The 18,226-nt window shown below is 58.4% G+C and carries 18 protein-coding genes and 1 pseudogene; 5 read left to right on the top strand and 14 right to left on the bottom strand.

Features of this window, described 5'->3' with window-relative positions:
* From BM438_RS30815 to BM438_RS30810, 3 genes are all read right to left on the bottom strand, one after another.
* Positions 1-697: ESPR-type extended signal peptide-containing protein (locus BM438_RS30815; protein ID WP_279630569.1), on the bottom strand; the 697-nt coding region annotated here is incomplete at its 3' end.
* Positions 698-1,287: 590 nt separating this feature from the next.
* Positions 1,288-1,662, bottom strand: coding sequence for a hypothetical protein (locus BM438_RS45685; RefSeq protein ID WP_167378494.1), 375 nt, complete (start codon positions 1,660-1,662; stop codon positions 1,288-1,290).
* Between the two features lie 7 nt (positions 1,663-1,669).
* On the bottom strand, positions 1,670-2,326 hold the full coding sequence (locus BM438_RS30810; RefSeq protein ID WP_093642525.1) for a reverse transcriptase domain-containing protein: 657 nt from the start codon (positions 2,324-2,326) through the stop codon (positions 1,670-1,672).
* A gap of 213 nt (positions 2,327-2,539) precedes the next feature.
* Here BM438_RS30810 and BM438_RS30805 point away from each other — a divergent pair, with 213 nt between their 5' ends.
* Positions 2,540-2,794, top strand: coding sequence for a hypothetical protein (locus BM438_RS30805; RefSeq protein WP_143131793.1), 255 nt, complete (start codon positions 2,540-2,542; stop codon positions 2,792-2,794).
* Between the two features lie 115 nt (positions 2,795-2,909).
* Here the strand turns inward: BM438_RS30805 and BM438_RS30800 are convergent, their stop codons facing one another.
* The 6 genes from BM438_RS30800 to BM438_RS30775 form a co-directional block, all read right to left on the bottom strand.
* On the bottom strand, positions 2,910-4,400 hold the full coding sequence (locus BM438_RS30800; RefSeq protein ID WP_093642569.1) for a S41 family peptidase: 1,491 nt from the start codon (positions 4,398-4,400) through the stop codon (positions 2,910-2,912).
* 309 nt (positions 4,401-4,709) lie between these two features.
* Positions 4,710-5,948 carry an EAL and HDOD domain-containing protein gene (locus BM438_RS30795; RefSeq protein WP_143131792.1) on the bottom strand — a complete coding sequence of 413 codons (1,239 nt, stop codon included), beginning with the start codon at positions 5,946-5,948 and terminating at the stop codon, positions 4,710-4,712.
* Between the two features lie 243 nt (positions 5,949-6,191).
* A complete protein-coding gene (locus BM438_RS30790; RefSeq protein ID WP_093642517.1) occupies positions 6,192-7,418 on the bottom strand; it encodes an MFS transporter in 1,227 nt (408 codons plus the stop codon).
* A 235-nt stretch (positions 7,419-7,653) separates the two neighbouring features.
* A complete protein-coding gene (locus tag BM438_RS30785; protein WP_093642514.1) occupies positions 7,654-8,025 on the bottom strand; it encodes a DoxX family protein in 372 nt (123 codons plus the stop codon).
* Positions 8,026-8,097: 72 nt separating this feature from the next.
* Entirely contained in the window at positions 8,098-8,721 is a 624-nt protein-coding gene (locus BM438_RS30780; RefSeq protein WP_093642511.1) for an NAD(P)-dependent oxidoreductase, read from the bottom strand.
* 195 nt (positions 8,722-8,916) lie between these two features.
* Positions 8,917-9,789, bottom strand: coding sequence for an NmrA family NAD(P)-binding protein (locus tag BM438_RS30775; RefSeq protein WP_093642508.1), 873 nt, complete (start codon positions 9,787-9,789; stop codon positions 8,917-8,919).
* A gap of 442 nt (positions 9,790-10,231) precedes the next feature.
* Here BM438_RS30775 and BM438_RS30770 point away from each other — a divergent pair, with 442 nt between their 5' ends.
* Positions 10,232-10,669 carry a winged helix-turn-helix transcriptional regulator gene (locus BM438_RS30770; RefSeq protein WP_093642506.1) on the top strand — a complete coding sequence of 146 codons (438 nt, stop codon included), beginning with the start codon at positions 10,232-10,234 and terminating at the stop codon, positions 10,667-10,669.
* Positions 10,670-10,952: 283 nt separating this feature from the next.
* Here the strand turns inward: BM438_RS30770 and BM438_RS45905 are convergent, their stop codons facing one another.
* Complete coding sequence (locus BM438_RS45905) at positions 10,953-11,147, bottom strand: hypothetical protein (RefSeq protein ID WP_208620725.1); 195 nt, start codon at positions 11,145-11,147, stop codon at positions 10,953-10,955.
* A 73-nt stretch (positions 11,148-11,220) separates the two neighbouring features.
* Entirely contained in the window at positions 11,221-11,676 is a 456-nt protein-coding gene (locus BM438_RS30760; RefSeq protein ID WP_279630568.1) for a sugar phosphate isomerase/epimerase family protein, read from the bottom strand.
* 15 nt (positions 11,677-11,691) lie between these two features.
* Between BM438_RS30760 and BM438_RS30755 the strand changes: the two are divergent.
* Positions 11,692-12,283 (top strand): annotated as a pseudogene (locus tag BM438_RS30755) (chloride channel protein); the annotation flags it as partial.
* A 258-nt stretch (positions 12,284-12,541) separates the two neighbouring features.
* Here the strand turns inward: BM438_RS30755 and BM438_RS30750 are convergent.
* The 3 genes from BM438_RS30750 to BM438_RS30740 form a co-directional block, all read right to left on the bottom strand.
* Positions 12,542-13,312 (bottom strand): DUF3047 domain-containing protein, encoded by a 771-nt coding sequence (locus tag BM438_RS30750; RefSeq protein WP_093642503.1) that lies wholly within the window; start codon positions 13,310-13,312, stop codon positions 12,542-12,544.
* Between the two features lie 137 nt (positions 13,313-13,449).
* On the bottom strand, positions 13,450-13,947 hold the full coding sequence (locus tag BM438_RS30745) for a hypothetical protein (protein ID WP_244179493.1): 498 nt from the start codon (positions 13,945-13,947) through the stop codon (positions 13,450-13,452).
* 942 nt (positions 13,948-14,889) lie between these two features.
* Positions 14,890-15,294: a BspC domain-containing protein gene (locus tag BM438_RS30740; RefSeq protein ID WP_093642500.1), complete on the bottom strand. Its 405-nt coding sequence runs from the start codon at positions 15,292-15,294 to the stop codon at positions 14,890-14,892.
* Between the two features lie 185 nt (positions 15,295-15,479).
* Between BM438_RS30740 and BM438_RS30735 the strand changes: the two genes are divergently transcribed.
* On the top strand, positions 15,480-15,821 hold the full coding sequence (locus BM438_RS30735; RefSeq protein WP_093642497.1) for a hypothetical protein: 342 nt from the start codon (positions 15,480-15,482) through the stop codon (positions 15,819-15,821).
* A gap of 157 nt (positions 15,822-15,978) precedes the next feature.
* On the top strand, positions 15,979-17,637 hold the full coding sequence (locus BM438_RS30730; protein WP_093642494.1) for a peptidoglycan D,D-transpeptidase FtsI family protein: 1,659 nt from the start codon (positions 15,979-15,981) through the stop codon (positions 17,635-17,637).
* Positions 17,638-18,226: the final 589 nt, after the last annotated feature.

Raw genomic sequence — 18,226 nt, 5'->3', positions numbered from 1 at the left:
CACCGGTGGCACTGGCTCCCGCACCAACGGCTATACCGTTGGTTTGCGAACCGGTGGCGCCGCCGCCCAATGCGACGGCGCCTGACGCGGCAGCGCTCGAACTGGCACCCATCGCGACGCCGTTGGTCCCCGTCGCCTCCGCCAATGGGCCGACAGCAGTCGACCGATTGCCGCTCGAGACAGCGTCAAGGCCAATTCCGATGGCCGCCGAGCCGCTGGCGGTGACGTCCGTCCCGATGCCGATCGCCGCCTGCGCGGTCGCTCCAGTACCGGCAGCTGTACGCGCACCCATGTAAATGGCGTTGATACCATTGGCAATGGCCTGAAAACCAAAAGACAGTGCATTAATTCCCGTACTGGTGGCCCCATAACCTACCGCGGTGGCTCCGCCGCTAGAGGCGGTAGACTGTTGGCCCACGCATGTGGCACTGCCACTATAGAAGTTGTAGGGCGCCGCCGAGCAGTTGGCCTGAGCCTGCGCCTGCGCGCCCCATCCCCCGAAACCCATTAACAACAGCACGGTGACGACACGCGGTCCCGAACCGGGCGACGCGGCAGCACCCTGCTCGCCGCTGCGTGCGTCGCACATAGAAGCAGCCGCCCCCGACTTCCCCTTGCCGCGCGATGCGTCCAACTCCGACGCGGCTACGAAGGCGCCCAGCGCCTTGTTCCAGATGGTCCGATATGCCTTGTTCATGTCGTTGCCTCACCAGATAATTGAAATGAGAAGTTCATAAGTGCGAGCGTGTGCATGCATCCCGTTTATTCAGGATGCCTATTTATAACTTTTAAACCGTCTCGTTGCGGCACGAGGCGCTTCAGCGTTGCATCGGCCTAAAACTGCTCTCAGTCTCGGCGAATCGTGAATCCGGAGTGCGAGCGGATGCCCACACCTGCGATACGATTCGCATACCTAACTAATAAATGAGAGTCGGTCAGAGAGCCAGTTTTTGGGGCACCGGCCGCTGAGACGTTTGACGAATGTCTGGATTAGGAAGGTCCGAACGGTAGATGCAGAAGAAAGGCCATCATATGGTGGAGCGCCAATTGCCGGCCATACCGTTGTGTTTTCTTTGTCGAGCCGGTGCCCGACTCTGTTCCGACTGGGTTACTCATCGTTACCGCCCCTCAGTAGCCTGCTGCAAAACGCTTCCTCGGCCGTGGCATGGCAACCTGCCCTTGCCCGCTACACGGACCATTTTTTCTTTCTCTCGACGCATTGGGCACTATGTGAGACGAAGGCCGCCGAGCTATTCGCATCTAATGCGGTGGCTCTCTCTATTTGAGTTATGTAACAAAAAGAAAGATGTCTGCTCGCGGGAACTTTCTCATAGGTCTTTTCATTTGTCTACAAAAAGCCTCTGCCGATTTCCGGGTATTGCGGTTTTTCGCAATAAATTCTGATCGCAACGTTTCGGTCAATAAAGTCGGCAAAATTGCCTTGCATTCTGCGGCGGGATCCGTAATTTTTTCTCGATTTTTTAAGTCACTTACATACAGCAATGCCTGAAAACGCCAATGACGTAGGAATGCGTTTGGCGGCGTGTGTTCCAACAATTCAATGGCTAAACTGTTGCCCCCGGGAGCGCAGTCCAGATCGCGGTAGGGATGCTCATTACTGAGCACCCCCCGCACAGATCCCGGCGTGCCCAATTCGGGCACCGGGCTCCTACCTCGGGTGTTTGACGGCAAACCGATCGCTTGGCCACGGATGAAGAATGCGAGGTCGCGGGAGCCAGGCATTGGCGATCTGCGCCATTCGATCCCACGTCAAGGCGTCCTTCTGGCTGCGTCGCCGGAGCGTGCGCCGCCAGAGATCGGTGACGTGGGATCGAAATGCAGCCAGCGCCCGCGAGTTGGTAGGCACCGCGTGATGCGCGAAGTACCCGCGTACCACCTGCCTGAGCCATTGCCCCTGCATTGGAATCGGGTCATGCATGCGCCGCCGAAGCGCCTCCTTGACCTGCCTGAGTTTCTCCCGCATGCGGTCGCCACGAGTCTTCCGTTGAAGCTGGAAAGCACCGCGACGTGACCGCCCGCAGATAAAGATGCACCCCAGAAAGCTGAAGGTCTCCGGCCGGCCAAGGCCGTAGCGCTTTCGTCTGCCCGCTGCATTGCGGCCAAACTCCAGCAGCCTCGTCTTGTCCGGATGTAGCGCAAGCGCGAACTCTTCCAACCTCGCCTGCATCGCATCCCAGAAGCGCCGCGCGTCAGCTTCATGCTCGAAGCCGACGACGATATCATCCGCGTAACGCACGATGATCACGTTTCCTTTGGCTTCACGCCGTCGCCACCGATTGGCCCAGAGATCAAAAGCATAGTGCAGGTATCTACCTCTATGACAAGGGCATCAAGATGCCGACGTTTGTCGAGCCACCTGCACTCATCAAAGGCGTAGCGCTCCCATCCTGAAAGCTGGACGGTCGACGCTACAGAAGTCTCAGGCCCGCTGTGTCGGTAAAAGGCGCGCCCAAAACAGATGTTGCGGCATCCTTACTGCATTCGGGTGGGTCGGCCGCGTTGTGAGCAAGGGCAAATCATGGCGCGCTCTCCCCCCGGTAATGCTCGATTCTTTGAGGCCGCGTCGAAAAAGGCGATTTCGGGCCTTTCGGACATCGTCAACGGCTTGACGTACTTTGTCGCCCTGTTCGTCAAACGTCCCCTATTAAACGGCGATAGCAGAATGCCACTCGAACACATTCGTCTGATCGAAAACGCAGTGCATGCCAGCCAGGAGGCGGCAAGCCACCTATGGGACCATGCGACGCACCAGCGCTTGTTTTATTTCTGGTGAGTAGGTTTTCATTCACCCTGATTTCACCGCCCCCGGACCGGATCTATAAGAACCGGATACACGACAGGTAACCTGACGCCGGGGGATGCGCCCGAGTATCGCGAAGAAAAATGAATTAGTGCGCTTCAGGCTCCGACTGCAACCGCGGCGTGTCGCTTTGAGCTAGACGCCCGTTAGGTAGGGCTCGCGACTCCAGCACAGCTTTGCCTTGCAACTTGTTCAATGCCTGTTGCAACATAAAATCGGCGCTCGAACCGAATTCGATCGACGTTCTCTCGCGGTTCTTACGGCGCTGCTCTGGGGTCTCTGCGTCGGTGTGCTCTTCGTATAAGTGCAAATTTCTAATACGATCCTTCTCGCGCGCTTCCAGTTCTTCCCTCTCGTTTGGGTCCTGAATATTTGCGAGATGATTCGGAACGTCCGCTTCTCGGGTTGCAAGCGCGTCGTCTGGATCACCGTCGGAATATTGATCGATTTGAATGTCAGGGCGGATGCCGATATCCTGGATCGAGCGACCATTCGGGGTGAAGTAGTAGGCCGTCGTTAGACGCAACGCCGAATCCCGCGTCATTGGTACCAAGGTCTGCACCGAACCTTTGCCGAAAGTTGTTTTGCCGAGGATCGTGGCGCGCGACGCGTCTTGCAATGCGCCCGCAACGATCTCAGAAGCCGAAGCCGTGTACGCGTTCGTCAGCACGATCAACGGCACCTTTTTAAAAATGGGCGACTCGTTCTGAAGCGGGTCGCGCTCAAAGGACGGCAGCCGATAGTCCGGGTAAGTAGCGCGATAAGCGCGCTTCGAATATCCTGCCTGGCCGTTAGTCGTCACAACAATCGAATTCGGTGGAAGAAATGCACCAGCCACACCAACCGCGCTCTCGACGAGGCCACCGCCGTTGTTGCGCAAATCGAGAATGAGGCCCTTCAAATTCGGCTGCTGCGAGGCAATCGCGCGGAGCTTGGTCGCCAAGTCTGGAGTGGTGCGCTCCTGAAAGCTGGTTATTCGTACGTAGGCGTATCCCGGTGCCGGCACAGTCGCCTTAACGCTTTGCACTTTGATTAGTGCACGCGAAAGCGTCACTGGAAAAGAGCGGTTTTGACTCTTGCGAAAAAGCGTCAGTGTGACTTTTGTGCCAGGGTTGCCACGCAACCTCGCTGAGGCGTCGTTGATTGTCATACCGTTGACCGACTTGTTGTCGATGCTCGTGATCAGATCGCCTGAATGGATACCGGCACGAAAAGCGGGGGTGTCCTCGATCGGATCGATGATCTTTATGAAGCGGTCTTCCGATCCGATCTCAAGCCCAACTCCGGCGAAGCGACCAGTGATCTGCTCCTGAGATTCCTGAAATTCGGTTTTATCGACATATACCGAATGCGGGTCGAGGCTCGAAACCATTCCCTTGATAGCAGCGGTCAGGAGCGTGTCGTCGTCAACGAGTTTGACGTATTCCCGCTTGATCTGCCCAAACACTTCAGCGAAAAGCCTTAGCTGGTCAAGGGGAAGCGGCGTGGCCGGAGACTGAGCGGCTGACGTCAATCTTGGCAGCATAGCCACAATTCCGAATGTTGTCAGAAGAACGGGGAAAAAACGTGATTGCCGCATGATTTCACCAAGATAGAGGTTAATGTCGAACAACAGCTCCTGGCCGATCACAGCTTGATGCAGATTGCATGCGAGCGCCGCGCTTCGTGTAACTGCGATGGGCGCCACATCGCCAGGTTCATCGAGCGGATCGGACCGGATTGCGCGTCGTGCTTTAGCTCCTGAACGCTTGACCGCGATGCGATATCAGAACGCTCTCCGGATCCCACTGATACCTCGGGCTATAACCTATACCTGCCAACGCGTCCGCCATGATTTTTAAGGATCCCAAAGTTTTCGGCCAATCCGCTCACGATACGGGAAATCACGTCAGTAGCACTCAACGATCTTCCGACCCCTTGCTGGAGATACCCCCGGTTGTCGAAGTCTCACCCCCGCCGCGCCCACATCGCCCTGTTCAAGCAGCGCTGCGACCGAAAGCAGTTCGCCGAGTATGCCGCCGCCGTTAAGGATGGCCACCCGGATGGAATCAAAGACGGGTAGTTCGTCGACGAAGCTGCGCAGTTCCATGTGATACGCGACGTGCAGTAGCGACAGCATGCCCGTCAAATAGGCTGCAGCCGCCAGCAAATATGATCCGTCCGGCATCGCGTCGATCGCTTCTTCCATGAAATGTGCCCGTCGCTGCGCAAGCAGCACAACCGGATCATCCTCGAATGGAAGCCTGTCCCGGTCGACGTAAAGCAGCAGTCCGCACCAATGCAGAAGTCTGTGACTTCCGGCTATCGAGAGTGCCTGTCTGAGCGATGAAATGCGCTCCGATTTGCCGTTCGGCTGCTCGCTGCAGTTTGCAAGCCGTAACAGTTGGGCAACCAGCAGTGGCGTCTCTCCGAGCGCCCGCGCAACACGATCCAACGCAGCACCGCTGCCGACGAGGTCGAACACGCGAAGAATTGCCCTGACCGGAGGCATCGCGCGCTTGTCGGAAAGGGTCTGCGGTCTAGCGAAATAATAGCCCTGCAGCAGATCACAGCCCAGTTGCCAGGCAAGCTCCGCATCCTCTGCACTCTCGATCTTCTCGGCAAGCACGACCTTTCCTGCGCGTTTGAACTGACTGATGAGTTCCGGCAACTTCGCACGCTCCACAAACGGCCAGTCGATCTTGACGATGTCGACGTAAGGAAGAAACCATTGGATCTCGTCAGTCATGCTCGTGACGTCGTCCAGCGCTATCTGGAAGCCTGCCCCTTGCAACTCGCTGCACCGACGCGAGAGGCTCGAAGTCAGCTCAACAGACTCCAGAATCTCCAGAACGAAACGTGATGCCGGTAGCACATACGGGTAGCCCGAAAACAGAAAGTCATGTGGGCAGTTCAGGAAGCAGGCCTTGGTCCCTGCAAGCCGTTCAATACCGATCGAGCCCACAGCACGTTCTATCACCGCCGTCGTACAGCGCAGTTCATCCCCAATCCGAGCTCCACTGGTGCGTCCATCCCTGAAAAGAAGTTCGTAGCCGACCATGCGACCAGCCCGATCCATCACAGGTTGCCGTGCCACAAACACGTCCGCATCGCCAGGCGCAATGGCCTCGATTGAATCGCTGCTCACGACTACCTCTGGTTGGAACTTTACAACAGAGACAACGGCGCACCGAGGATCGAACCTCAGCGCGAGATTGTCGACGATTCAGCGTGTCCGTCGAAAGGCCGGTTGTGGCCGCACAGCGACGGACGGCCGACTGCATCCGACTCCACCGTCATTCAACTCACGCTGGGCTCAACTCCACTTATATTGGTCAGCCGACCTTCCACACCGCAGCCATTCTTGTGGCAAAGGGCTTCGGAGAAAATGTTACGACTGAAGGACGTTTGAGCGACGCCTCATCCCACCGACGCGGATCGCAAGTACCAGAATCATCGCGCCCAGGAGGACCGTTCCTACCCACACTGCAGAGCGACTGCTAGTCAATTCCACCATCGCGCCGAATGCCAGCAGGCCTATGGGGGCCGCCACGCTACCGAGCACCAGCATCACGGAATCGACTCGTCCGCGCATCGATTCAGGTGTACTGGTGGCAATAGCCGTCCGCAGTGGAATGCGGACGAACATCACGGACAGACCGCAAGCCAGCATTCCGCTGTATAAGAGAAACGGCGTTGCCCCGCTCCATCCACCGATCATCCCGATTGAAGCCGTGAGCGCGAAAAGTCCAGCGACGATCAGGTACTCACGCCTCACTTTCGGTGTCCACACTGACTGCAGCATCGAGGCCGCCAGAATTCCAATCGTCAAAAGGGTTTCCGCAATCGCCAAACTCTTTACATCTAGATGCCAGTCAAGTTTGATCAATGGAGGGAGAAGCGTGCTGATTGGCGCGCAGACGAAATTGATGAATGGGAGCGCGAGAAGGAAGGTGGTCAGAGCCGCGTCTTCGCGCAGATACTTCCACGTTGCTTTGAGATCCTGGAAAGCTGTACTCCGCGACTCGGCTGCTGTCGGTTCAACGGCATGCATCGGTGTGCGGAGGGCCACGCGCCATGCATTGACTACGGCGACCGATACGGCCGCCAGGTCGATCAGGACAAAGCGATCCAGACGCAGCACGCTCATGAGTGCGGCGGACATGGGCACAGCGACAAGCCCAGCAACCGAGACAACGGTCTGCCATCGCGCAAAAATTCGCCCCCGTGTCACATCATCGCTCATGTCCGCAAGTGCAGCCATAAAGGCCGTTGACTGGATCTGAGTTGCCAACGCGCGAAGCGCGTAAGCGATAATGATTACAACGACGCCAGAGCGTTGGCCATGCAATGCCGGGAGGCAGAGAAACAAGCCGCACGAGACGACAACGGAAAGCAGATCACCACCGGCCGCCACCTTCAGGCGGTGCGAACGATCGACTAACTGACCGATCCACGGCGTCAATACCAGGTTGATCACAATCCCAACTCCTGAGCACACGCTCATCAGGAATGGCGAGTGATACCAGTTCAGGATCTGCCAGATCAACGCGAAATTGAGTAGTTGCCCAGTGAATCCGGCAATCCCCTGAAACAAAAACAGCGCGAGCAGGCTCATGGCGTATGTGGGTTAGTAGACGACCGACCTGTCACCTCGCCAGTCGTTGAGTTTTTCGTTTGCACGTTGTAATCCGTTTGAGGGCTTTCCTTTTATCTGCTTTATTACAGGTCGCGGTGCAATGGCAGCCCTTACCGTTGTTGTGGGCGATACAGACGTCGATGCCGAATGTCCCGACAACAGTTAGTAATAGCATCTCCGGCAGGCTCATAAGTTCTTGAGGGCCGCGTAAAAGTTAGGCCCGTGCCATAGAACCGGCAGCGGGCTGGTCGCGCCATGCGATCCAGCCGACAACGATCGAGAATGTCGCCAAGATGAGTGGCGCCACCCCATGCCCGTATTCGCCGTGGAATATGACGGTCGCCAAGGCAGCCAACATCACGGCGCAGCCGAGCATCGCCCCCGCCAGCCGCGTCTGTGCCCGCGCCAGCAGAACGGCTGTCATCAGTTCCAGCGAACCGGTCACGAAATGGAACCAGTGCGGATATCCCCACTTCAGGTATTCCTCGAAGATGGATCGCGGGGCGACGATGTTGCTGAGCGATCCCACGACGAAAAATGCGGCAAGAACCAAAGGTAATACCTGACGCCAAGAAATCTTTGACATTTGCACGTCCTTGTCTGATGAGGGTGCCGTGGACCAGCATGCTGGCCGTCGGGCAGTCGCTGCCGGGCCGATTCACCACAGGACGACTGGTGCCCGCCTCAACCAGGTGTCGGTCGTCATTTGATCGACAACGAACCGAGCGACATCGGCGCGGGCTATCTTGCCGCCGTTGATGCCTGCGAGGTCGCTGACGGCCCTGACGCTGCCTTGAGCCGGGTCATCGGTGAGCATGCCGGGCCGAACGATGACCCAATCGAGTGAACTGGCGCGGATCGCGGCTTCCTGACGGTCCTTGTCCTTGTAGGCTTGGCTGAGCAGCAAGGGCTGGAATATCCGGTCGAACACGAAGCCGCCGTGGCCGCGGCTGTCCCCGACCCCCAGCGCAGAGATGCAGACCAAGCGGCGCACGCCGCTGCGCGTCATCGCCGGAACCAGCGCGCGTGTCGCTTCAGTCAGCAGACTGACCTTGCGGAAGCCCATGCCGGTGCCCAACGCGCTAACGACTGCATCACAGCCGTCCAGGGCGCGCGCGAGGGTGATCTCATCGCGGGCATCGCCCTCGATCAATTCTGCTCCCGGCAGATTCGCGGCTGCCGTCGAGCGAACTAACGCCACAACGGAATGGCCTTTCGCCACGGCGTCGCTGATGATCAGCCGTCCCGTTCCGCCCGTTGCACCTAAAACAAGAATCTTCATATTTAACCTCGATCTTTCTTAATGCCAGCGGCGCAGTTGACATCGACCGTGCCATTTCAAACTCACTGCCGGGGCCCGATGTACATCGGGTGCCGGTTGCGTTACTCAGGACTGCTGGCCACGACGCACTCATTCCGAAGGACACGCGGATTTCCGGAGCAGGTCCCGGAAGTCGCATCCCATCGCTGACACCATCTATGCCGTGGCGGCCTTTTGAGCCGCCGCAAAGACATCGCGGGCCGACGTTGCGCTGGCGACGTGCTCCGTACTCTCCACACCGAGGTCCATCCAGCCCACGTTGACGGCCTCGAACATCTCTTCGGCCGGTGCGGTCTGGCCCTTCGGGACGCCGAACTGTTCGAACGCCGCTGCCCACCCAGCCCGCGGGACGGCAAAGGCCTTGACGTCACGCTGCATGACTTCGCCCAGCTGGGCTGCGACTTCATCCGCGCTCACCATTGAACCAAGTTCGATGACCCGATGCCCCGACCACGCCGGCCCGCTCAGAAGCGTTGCGACCTCAGCGCCGATATCGTTGGTCGCGACCATGGTCGATTTCCGATTCGTCGGGTTGTAGTAGACGGGTAGCGTGCCGCCCTGGGCGACGTGGAAGCCGTAAAGGAAGTTTTCAAAAAATCCGCCGGCGCGCACATAGGCGGTCGGCAATGTCAGGTGGCGAAATTCTTGCTCCATGAGCGACAAGGCCGTGATCATTCCCAGCCCGCTGGTTCTGTTCGCACCCATCGACGAGAGCGCAACCAATCGCAGCGGCGCTGCTTTGGTCAGCGCCTGGACATAGCTCGCGATCACGCTCTTTGCTTCTTTGAAATCAGCCGAGGGTGCCCAGTTAGCGGGCAGCATGACAAATGCACCTTCGACCCCGTCGAGCGCCCGCTTTACGGCGGCCGCATCATTCCAGTCACCGTCGACCAGTTCCACGCCCTGATCCGCCCAATTCGCCGCCTTGTCGCGATTGCGGATGATTGCGCGTACTTTCCTACCGTGCGCCAGCAAATGCGTTGCCGTCGCACTGCCAACTTTTCCAGTAATTCCCATTACCAAATACATGTACTTCTCCTGAAATTAGTGTTGTCTGCAAACGTCAACTCGCGATCTGGAGATTCGTCCTGATACGCTGTTGTTGAAAAAAGTGATGTCACCCAACCCATCGATGGAGAGGGTCAGCAAGCGCTCGACTACGGCGAAAGCCGCGGCGAGGGTGGTTGGATCCTTAAAATCTGCTTTAACCGTCGCGACGAAGCGGCTCAGTGTCTGCGGACTGCGGCTGGATGCGGTGACACAGGAATCTCCTGCTTGCACCGGCAACTTCACCACACGGCGCCCCACGTGTCCGCCGGAGCTTGGCTATAAAAAGCGGACAGAAACAGGGTCTGACTTGGGAGCTTCTTGACGAACGGTTTTCGTCTGAGAGTAGGTCTATCATAGAGACCTATGCCTCGCGCCGTAAGGAGGCAGTTTTTTGTTACCTGAAGATGTAAAGGGAACCCGAATGAGCACCGCCCAGAATGCGATCGAGAGATTCAGCCGATATCAACGTCAGTTAGGCGACGCCGGGTCCGCACACTGCGCGGTTCGCGACGTGCTCGACCGCATCGGCGACAAATGGAGCATGCTGATGATCATGGAGCTGGCGACGCAATCGCAGCGCTTCAGCGAGCTTCACCGAGCCGTCCCTGACATTTCCAAGCGCATGCTTACCCAGACACTCCGCGATCTGGAGCGCGACGGACTCATCACCCGCCATGTTTTTCCCACCAGGCCGCCGGGCGTCGAATATCGACTGGCGCCACTAGGACAATCTCTGTTGGACCCGATGGCGGCCCTCATCGAGTGGGCCGATCGTCGTCATTCCGAGATCCATGCCGCGCGCGCCCGCTTTGACGGCGCACCCCCTGATATCCCGCACGAGATGCTCAGCCCGGCGTGAGGTGGTGGCGAAAGCCTGAAGCGGGTAGTTCATCTGCCTTGGCTTTGCAGATGGCACGGAAAGCCGTACCACGCATTTACTCGTTTCGTGCTCGTCGCGTCCGCTGAAAGAGCAACAATCTACTAATCGAAAAACCCGATCGCAGCTTGCGCCCTTTGCCGCGTAGGTGCACGCACGCTGCATCGTCGAGGAACAGATCGACGACCCGTATTCCGATGATCTCGGAGCCACTCATCCCCGTGTTGTAGAGCATCGTCAGTAGCATGTGATCGCTCCGCGAGGACTAGCTCTCGCCCGCCTGGCCGAGCACGACCACTATCTCCGCACGCGCGAGGTAGTTCAGCATCGGCTGCTCGAAACGCATCATCGGCACCGCCAGTGCGCGCTCGACGTCGCGCAACGACAACTCGGTAAAGAATTGCCGGACCAGCGCAGCGAATGAAGGCGGTTTCGGGGCTAGGATCTCAACGTTTGCCAAAAAGCACGACGGCTGCTGTTGAAGTTCGCAAATTCCGCCCGGCAATTGTGAGCACCAACAGCAGCGCTGACATTCAGCAGACGCCTTGCAGCCGGTCGGCGCAACATTTCAGAACCTCGTCCGGCGGTGCCTTCCACCAGCCGTCTTTGGAGAAGATTTCCACCTCGGTCATGCCGTTGTATCCCGCTGTTTCAATGAGGCGTCTGGTCTCTTTCAAATCGATCACGCCGTCACCCATCATTCCGCGATCGAGAGGCATGTCCGTGGCCGACGTCAGCCAGTCAGACACGTGATATGCGACGATCCGTGCTTCAGTCCCGGCCGCGGAAACCGACTCTGCGAGCTGAGGGTCCCACCAGCAGTGGTAGACATCGACCGCAATGCCAAGAGACTCATTTTTCGGGTCGAGTTGCCGGCACAGGTGCAGGGCCTGTCCGACAGTGTTGATCACTGAGCGCTCAGCCGCGTACATGGGATGAAGCGGTTCGACCGCGAGTCGTACGCCAACCTTCCTGGCTTCGTCCATCAACGCGGCGATTCCCGCATGTTCTGCTGGCTGCTGCTGAATACCCGCCGCTGGATGCCTGCTTCAGTCACGACCTGGCGAGGACGCCGACCGGTCGCATTCGGCGCTGCCTGCGGCCTGATCGTTGCCGTGATCGGCGTCACGTCGGGTGGGCATACGTTCGGCAGCGGCTATGCCCGAAGCGCGTGCGATGCTGGAAGGACGCGCGCGGCTCGGCGCCACTTATCCGCTGCTCAAGATGGCGTCGATGGTCGGATCGTATCTGCCGGGAGCGCCGGGTGGCCTGTTTGCACCGTCTCTTGCCATTGGCGCGGGAATCGGCAACGCATTGCACCTGATATTCGGCCAGATGCAACTTCCGATGCTGATCGCCCTCGGCATGGTCGGTTATCTGGCAGCAGTAACACAGAGTCCAATCACCGCGTTCGTCATTGTCATTGAGATGATCAACGGCCACGCACTCGTCATCTCGCTGATGGCCACCGCGCTGATATCCAGTCAGGTGTCGAAGCTGTTTGCGCCTGCATTGTACGAAGCGTTGTCGGAGCGTTATCGCAGCCCGAGCGACGCACCAGGGATTGCCGTCGCTGATGGCTCGCATCGCAAATGATTCCAAGAGCCTGTTGTTCCAGACTAATAGCGGCCGCGTGAGCGCGTAACAAACGTCGCTCACGCGGTGCATTCAGGCCATTGGATTCAGAGAACTGACCCGCTCTTGACGGCCGGTTGTACCCGCCGACCTATGCCGTCACAAAACTGTCGTTGCCGCAGAGAGAATTGTTGCGACTATCAGCCTTCGACGAAAGGACTCAAGGACAGCCACTCGCATCGTACCGATGTGCTCAGTTAGTTCGACGGCTTTGCGTTATCAGGGCCCGGGCAGGAACTCGACGTCGCCGTACCAGGCGCGTGTCGTGGTCCCAGTATTGTCGGTATCGGTCAGCAGCCCGTAGCCGGAGATTCGTCCTGGCGGCTCGTGAAAGACCCGCTCGTAGTCTTGCACGATATTGCGGCGTAGGTTTTGCCACTGACCCGCATCGCCGGACAGACCGGAGACCGCGATCATCTGTACGCGGTTCGTGTGAGGGTTGGCAATGACGGTCCCTGGCGCGACTGTGGTCGACCAGATATACATCAGCGTGGCATAGGGCAGTTCTTCGCCACCCAGGTGCTTCGCCAGGTCCATCTTGGCCCGGTCGAAAAACGATAGCTTGCTTTTGTCGCCGTCAAACAAGAACACAAGTCGCGCTGGCGCGTCTTCCTTCGATCCGACGCGGTTGTCGGCGCCCTCGATCGGTCTTTCTGCTTTCCAGCGCCATGCCACCACAGGTGTGCGGGCGAGGTCGATGTTGCCCTTGTGCATCAGCGCAGACGCAGAGTGATTCGCGTCCGCCTGCAGGACGGCGGTCTGACCTTCGTGAACGAGCGTGTATTGCGTCATGGGCTTGCCGTGCACGACCGGCACGTTCTTCCAGCCTGATGGCAGTGGTGCGCCGGGCTCAATCGCGGAAAATGAGATACCCGGCTTTTCGTCCTGGGCTAGGAGGGCTGGCGGCAACAGAAGGAGCGCGAGGCACACGACTATCCAGACTGGTCGGGCTGTTCGTTTCCGTGCTCGATGGATCGACGGAAGATACATGGCTGGTCGCATTCGTCTTTTGACTAGCACCCATTGTAGTCGCTAGATGCTGCGGGCCGTGAAACTAAGCCCACTGGAGTAAATCAGGATTTCCTTACTCGCTTTTCCCCGAAAGAGCACGCAAAACGCGTCCTGTATCACCTTGCATCGGACACATTTCTGCATCGCAACATCCATAAATTCGGATACGTGCGTGGCCAGTCTCCCGACAATGCGGCCCGGGCTCGAGCCAAGGGGATTTCGCCTGCGCATACGCAGCGGTTCAGAAAAACGGTGAAGCGTCGCTTGCGGCGCTCCCCGCCAGGACCGTCCCACGGGATCAGGTCGAAATTCTCTGGTGCGTCCGGCGATCCACCGAGCAGCACTGGTACGCGAAAGTCGAGCGCATAGAGGGGCGCCGATTCCGGAGTGATAGCGCGCTGTGCGAGAAGCTCGCCCTTACGAAATAGTCGCTCATCGACAGACGGCGCCACTTTTGTGAGGTAATCGCGGTGGCAGATGGTACTTTCAATGGTCGACTGCGTCACACGAGGGTCTAGCGGCGATGGCGGCGTTGCGTAAAGCGATACCGAATAAATTCCCAGCGCGAAGCCACCGAGCACAGCTGGTGTGACCAGCAATCGTGAGCGGCGCATGGGGTTTCTCTGAAACATCCGAACCTTGTCAGTACACGCGTGATTCTGCATGGCAGCCGCCTAGAAGCCTGTTTGTTCAAAGGCGGCCCGGGACGTCATAGTGTACAGCGACAGTGTTTTAGTCGAGAGCGCTGCCAGACCGAAGGCGAAGGCGGAAGAAAGCCGCGTGTCGTTTTCAGCCGAATGAAACGCACGCGGCTCGGGCGTACAAGCCAGTACCGACTCCCTGCTGGCGCATCAAGCTCACCGCCCGGAAGCGCAAACAGGGAACGATGATGGGTCCGGTTACATAGTTCAGATTGCAATACTCACGGGCCTCGCCACGGTGTCCAACGAAGATATACGGGTTCCCCACCTTTCGTCTGTCCGTCACTGCATGTAAGCTCATCACGAGTGTGGTGGCGCCAGGTTGTCTAACGGTAACCGGCCGACCAGATCCCCTGCAACGGGGTTGCGAACCAGGAAACCACCTTCATCTTAAATAGACGACTAGTGAGAGCGGGAACATCGTGATCAGACTTCTGGGCGTTTTCGCGCGCATGGTTGGCCTGGCAGGCTGCATCGCCGTCCTGCCCCCTGCTTCCGACCCGGTATTCGAAGACGCATCTGTATTCGCCGCCGGCTATTACGCGGCGCCGGCAATCGGGATCGGCCCGGGCCACAATGGGCGACACTGGCACCAAGGGTATTGAACCCTGCGAGACGCCGCAGCATCGGGATCACCATGTCACCTGGACGACGTCTTGATGTTTAAGCAGGTCGTGGTGACCGTCGCCACGGACTCAGATCAGGCAACGAACCGGTTATGTCCCGTAGCTGGATATCATCTTTCCTGCGCGTTTTGAAGGTCCCTGCGAATACCGTCAAAATCGAAACAATAGGCTGCTAGTCTGGTCTACTGACCACCCGGTGGAATGAACCGCGTTGGCTGCGGCTCGACCATTATTGGACGGTGGTCGGCTGAGCGCTCAGGCCCACGACATGCCCGTGCCAAATTTTGCACGTCGCCTTGACGGGGACCCAGACATATTTGCCACGGACCTTGGCGAAGGCCGGTGTTTTGACGATGGTGTCGATCGGCAACGTTGTCGTATCGCCCGCAATGGCCTTACCGGATAGTACTTCTGCAGTCAGAGCGCGGCGCTCCGAAATAACAAATAAATCGTATCGTGGGGTGGTGCGAACCCAGCGATCGAAAGCGGCTACGCAATTGACAACTACATCGGGCACATGCATGCGCCGCAGATAAGCATAGTCTTCTGGGATGTCCGCTTGCGGCTGCGCATTTGCACGCAGGCAGATCCAACTGAAAGTGAGGAGGAGAAAAATGGCGGTGGTAAGCTTCATGCAAATGGGTGCCCGCGGATGCGGGTAACTTCAGGACAGCACAACGGCATATGAGTATACACGCGCTTGTCGAACAATCGGCCCGCATTTTCCACCTATTCCGGCGTGAAGGTCCGTCCGGGTCGATGCGACCTGGCTGCTCACCGGCACTTCTAGAAGATGGAAACGCCGTGCGAGCAGCCAGCATGAGACTCCTGTTCGCGGCGGGTATCTGCCTCGCTGTCGCGTCGTGCTCCCGACCTGATCCGGTGTTCTCCAGCGCACCGCAATATTCCGGCGTCTCGGAGAATAGTCTTTCGTCGGTGGTCGAATGTATTGCGGACAGATGGGAGCGCAGCACGCGTCATCTGCATCGCACACGCGTTGGAGCAACGGTGCGTTTGCAGGGCAGAACCTGGTTTCGGGGCGTGCCGATTGGCGTCAAGATCACGCGCGGCGTCCGACAGACAACAGTGCAGTTTTTCGAAGCGCGCTCGGCGGATCGCATCTATGTCGCCTTCATAAAGAGTTGCCTTCGCCACCCATGATCGGCTACTTTATGTAGAAATGGCTCACGTCGGTTCTCGCGAACGTGACGCAAGCCGCCTCTCCGAAAATAACCCAACGCGCCAGCGTTCAGCGCCCTTGCAGTTTTCCTCCCGCCCAATCAGATCTCGCACCATGCCCCGATGGCGCTCCCGCGCGATGGGCGCGGTGTTCACTCTGGGCTTTCTCGTGCTTGCGGCGCGGGCGGCATGGGTGCAAGGTATCAACGATGAGTTTTATCAGAAGCAGGGTGAGGCGAGGCAGGTTCGTGAATTCGCCATTCATGCTTCGCGCGGGCGCATCCTCGATCGTAACGGGAGACCGCTGGCGCTCAGCCTGCCCACCCGCACGTTATGGATGGACGCGCTGGGTGCCAAGCCGCTTTCCGACACTCAAGCTAAAGCGTTGGCAAGCGCATTGAATCTCGACGCAGCGCGTATCAATGCGATCGCCGCTTCTCGCCGATCATTCGCGTACCTTAAACGCCAGGTGCCGTTGAGCGTCGCGCAACGCGCGTTGGGACTTGACGTGCCGGGGGTCTACGCCCAACCAGGTTATCGCCGGTACTACCCGGAAGGCAATATTGCGGCACATGTCACAGGCTTCACGGGTATCGACGGCAAAGGGTTGGAAGGTATCGAAAAAATCGACAATCGGTGGTTGACGGGGATCGACGGCAGCCGGCGCGTGCTGCGCAATGCTCACGGTCAGGTCATCGAGACGTTGGCCCTGGTGCGGCCGGTCGCCGGCAAAGACGTGAACCTCTCCATCGACCAGCCCATTCAATACGCAACGTTTCGTGCGTTACATGATGCCGTCCAGCGAACCGACACCCAATCAGGATCGGCAATCGTGCTGGATGTTCATACGGGTGAGATTCTCGCCATGGCCAACTGGCCGAGTTTCGATCCAAACCTCCTTGGAAAGAGAACCGGTGAAGCAATACGCAATCACGCGGTGACCGATGTATTCGAACCTGGTTCGGTAATGAAGCCCATCACGATCTCACTGGCGCTCCAGCGCAACTACGTTTCACCGCGCTCCGTTGTGCCAACCAACGGGGGCCGGCTGCGGCTCGACGGCGTCACGATTCACGACGACAAGAACTTCGGCACACTGACCGTGAGCGGTGTCGTGCAGAAGTCGAGCAACGTAGGCACGAGCAAAATCGCACTGCTCATGCAACCACGCGATATGTGGAGCAATTTCCACGCGGTTGGTCTCGGCCATCCGCCGCGCGCAGGACTGCCGGGCGCTGCCGGCGGAACGCTGCGGCCGTATCAACACTGGCGGCGTGTCGAACAGGCCACAATGTCTTACGGCTACGGTCTGTCCGCGTCGCTGTTGCAACTTGCACAGATGTACACCGTATTCGGCAATAAGGGAGTCTTCGTGCCCGCTACCATCGCTGTGCGACGCGATGGCAGCCTTCTTGGCAAGCGCGTTTACTCGCCGCATGTCGCTGCTCAAGTGCTGGACATGCTTGAATCGGTTGTTTCAGAGGACGGGACGGCGCCTCAGGCCGCAGTGCCTGGTTACACTGCGGCTGGCAAAACCGGTACGGCCTACCGATGGACGGCTCATGGATACGATCGCAGTCAATATCGGGCCTCGTTCGTCGGCATTGTGCCGGCAACACAACCGCGCGTTGTCATCGCGGTCTCGATCGACCGCCCACAACACGGTTCGCATTTCGGCGGGGCGGTGGCGGGACCGGTGTTTTCCGATATCGCCGCAAAAACCATGAGCCTGCTGGGTGTAACACCTGATAATCCGGAACGGCCCTTTGATCATGTTGAGTCGAAGCCCGTCACATGAAATGTGCCCGCGAAAAGCGCGCCTGAATTTGCAGATTCAACTGGCAACTTCGGAACTGGCGACTCTTCAACCTCGGCGCGCCTGCCAAAATATGCCGGATTCGTCCGATGGCTCCGCCCCCGCCCCCGACCGCGCCAAGCGTTGAACGCCTGTCATCGTGATTCCACGTCACGGGTGAACAGATGAAGCGCTTTGTTCGAGGCGACCGTCGAACGGGACCCCCCCTCCTCCTGAGCGTATCGACGATTACTTAATCGGATACCAATCCTGTCCGCGTAATCAGTTTGTTTGTCGACAAGACTGATCGTGGCAGACGGTGTTTTGGTAATGGGTCGAGCCTGCGGTTACCGGTAGGCCGTCATATTCCCAAAAATACGGTCAAGATACATCCACTGCAATCGGATTCAGTCTGGAGCACAAGGCGCATCGCGGCCTCGTGTTCACCTCGTTGATCGCGCGTTGATGCCAGACTTCTAGTCCGTCAGTGGCGTCCGCAAAGAAAACGCGGAACCCATCCTGGGGATCTGCCGTCCGTTTCGGCGATATACCAGCAATTGAATCGCTTCTCCGATTCCGTCGGGCGACCGCG

The organism is Paraburkholderia aspalathi, assembly GCF_900116445.1.
GTDB lineage: Bacteria > Pseudomonadota > Gammaproteobacteria > Burkholderiales > Burkholderiaceae > Paraburkholderia > Paraburkholderia aspalathi.
The sequence above is the reverse complement of the archived record's forward strand: the minus strand, read 5'-3'. Positions and strand labels throughout refer to the sequence as shown.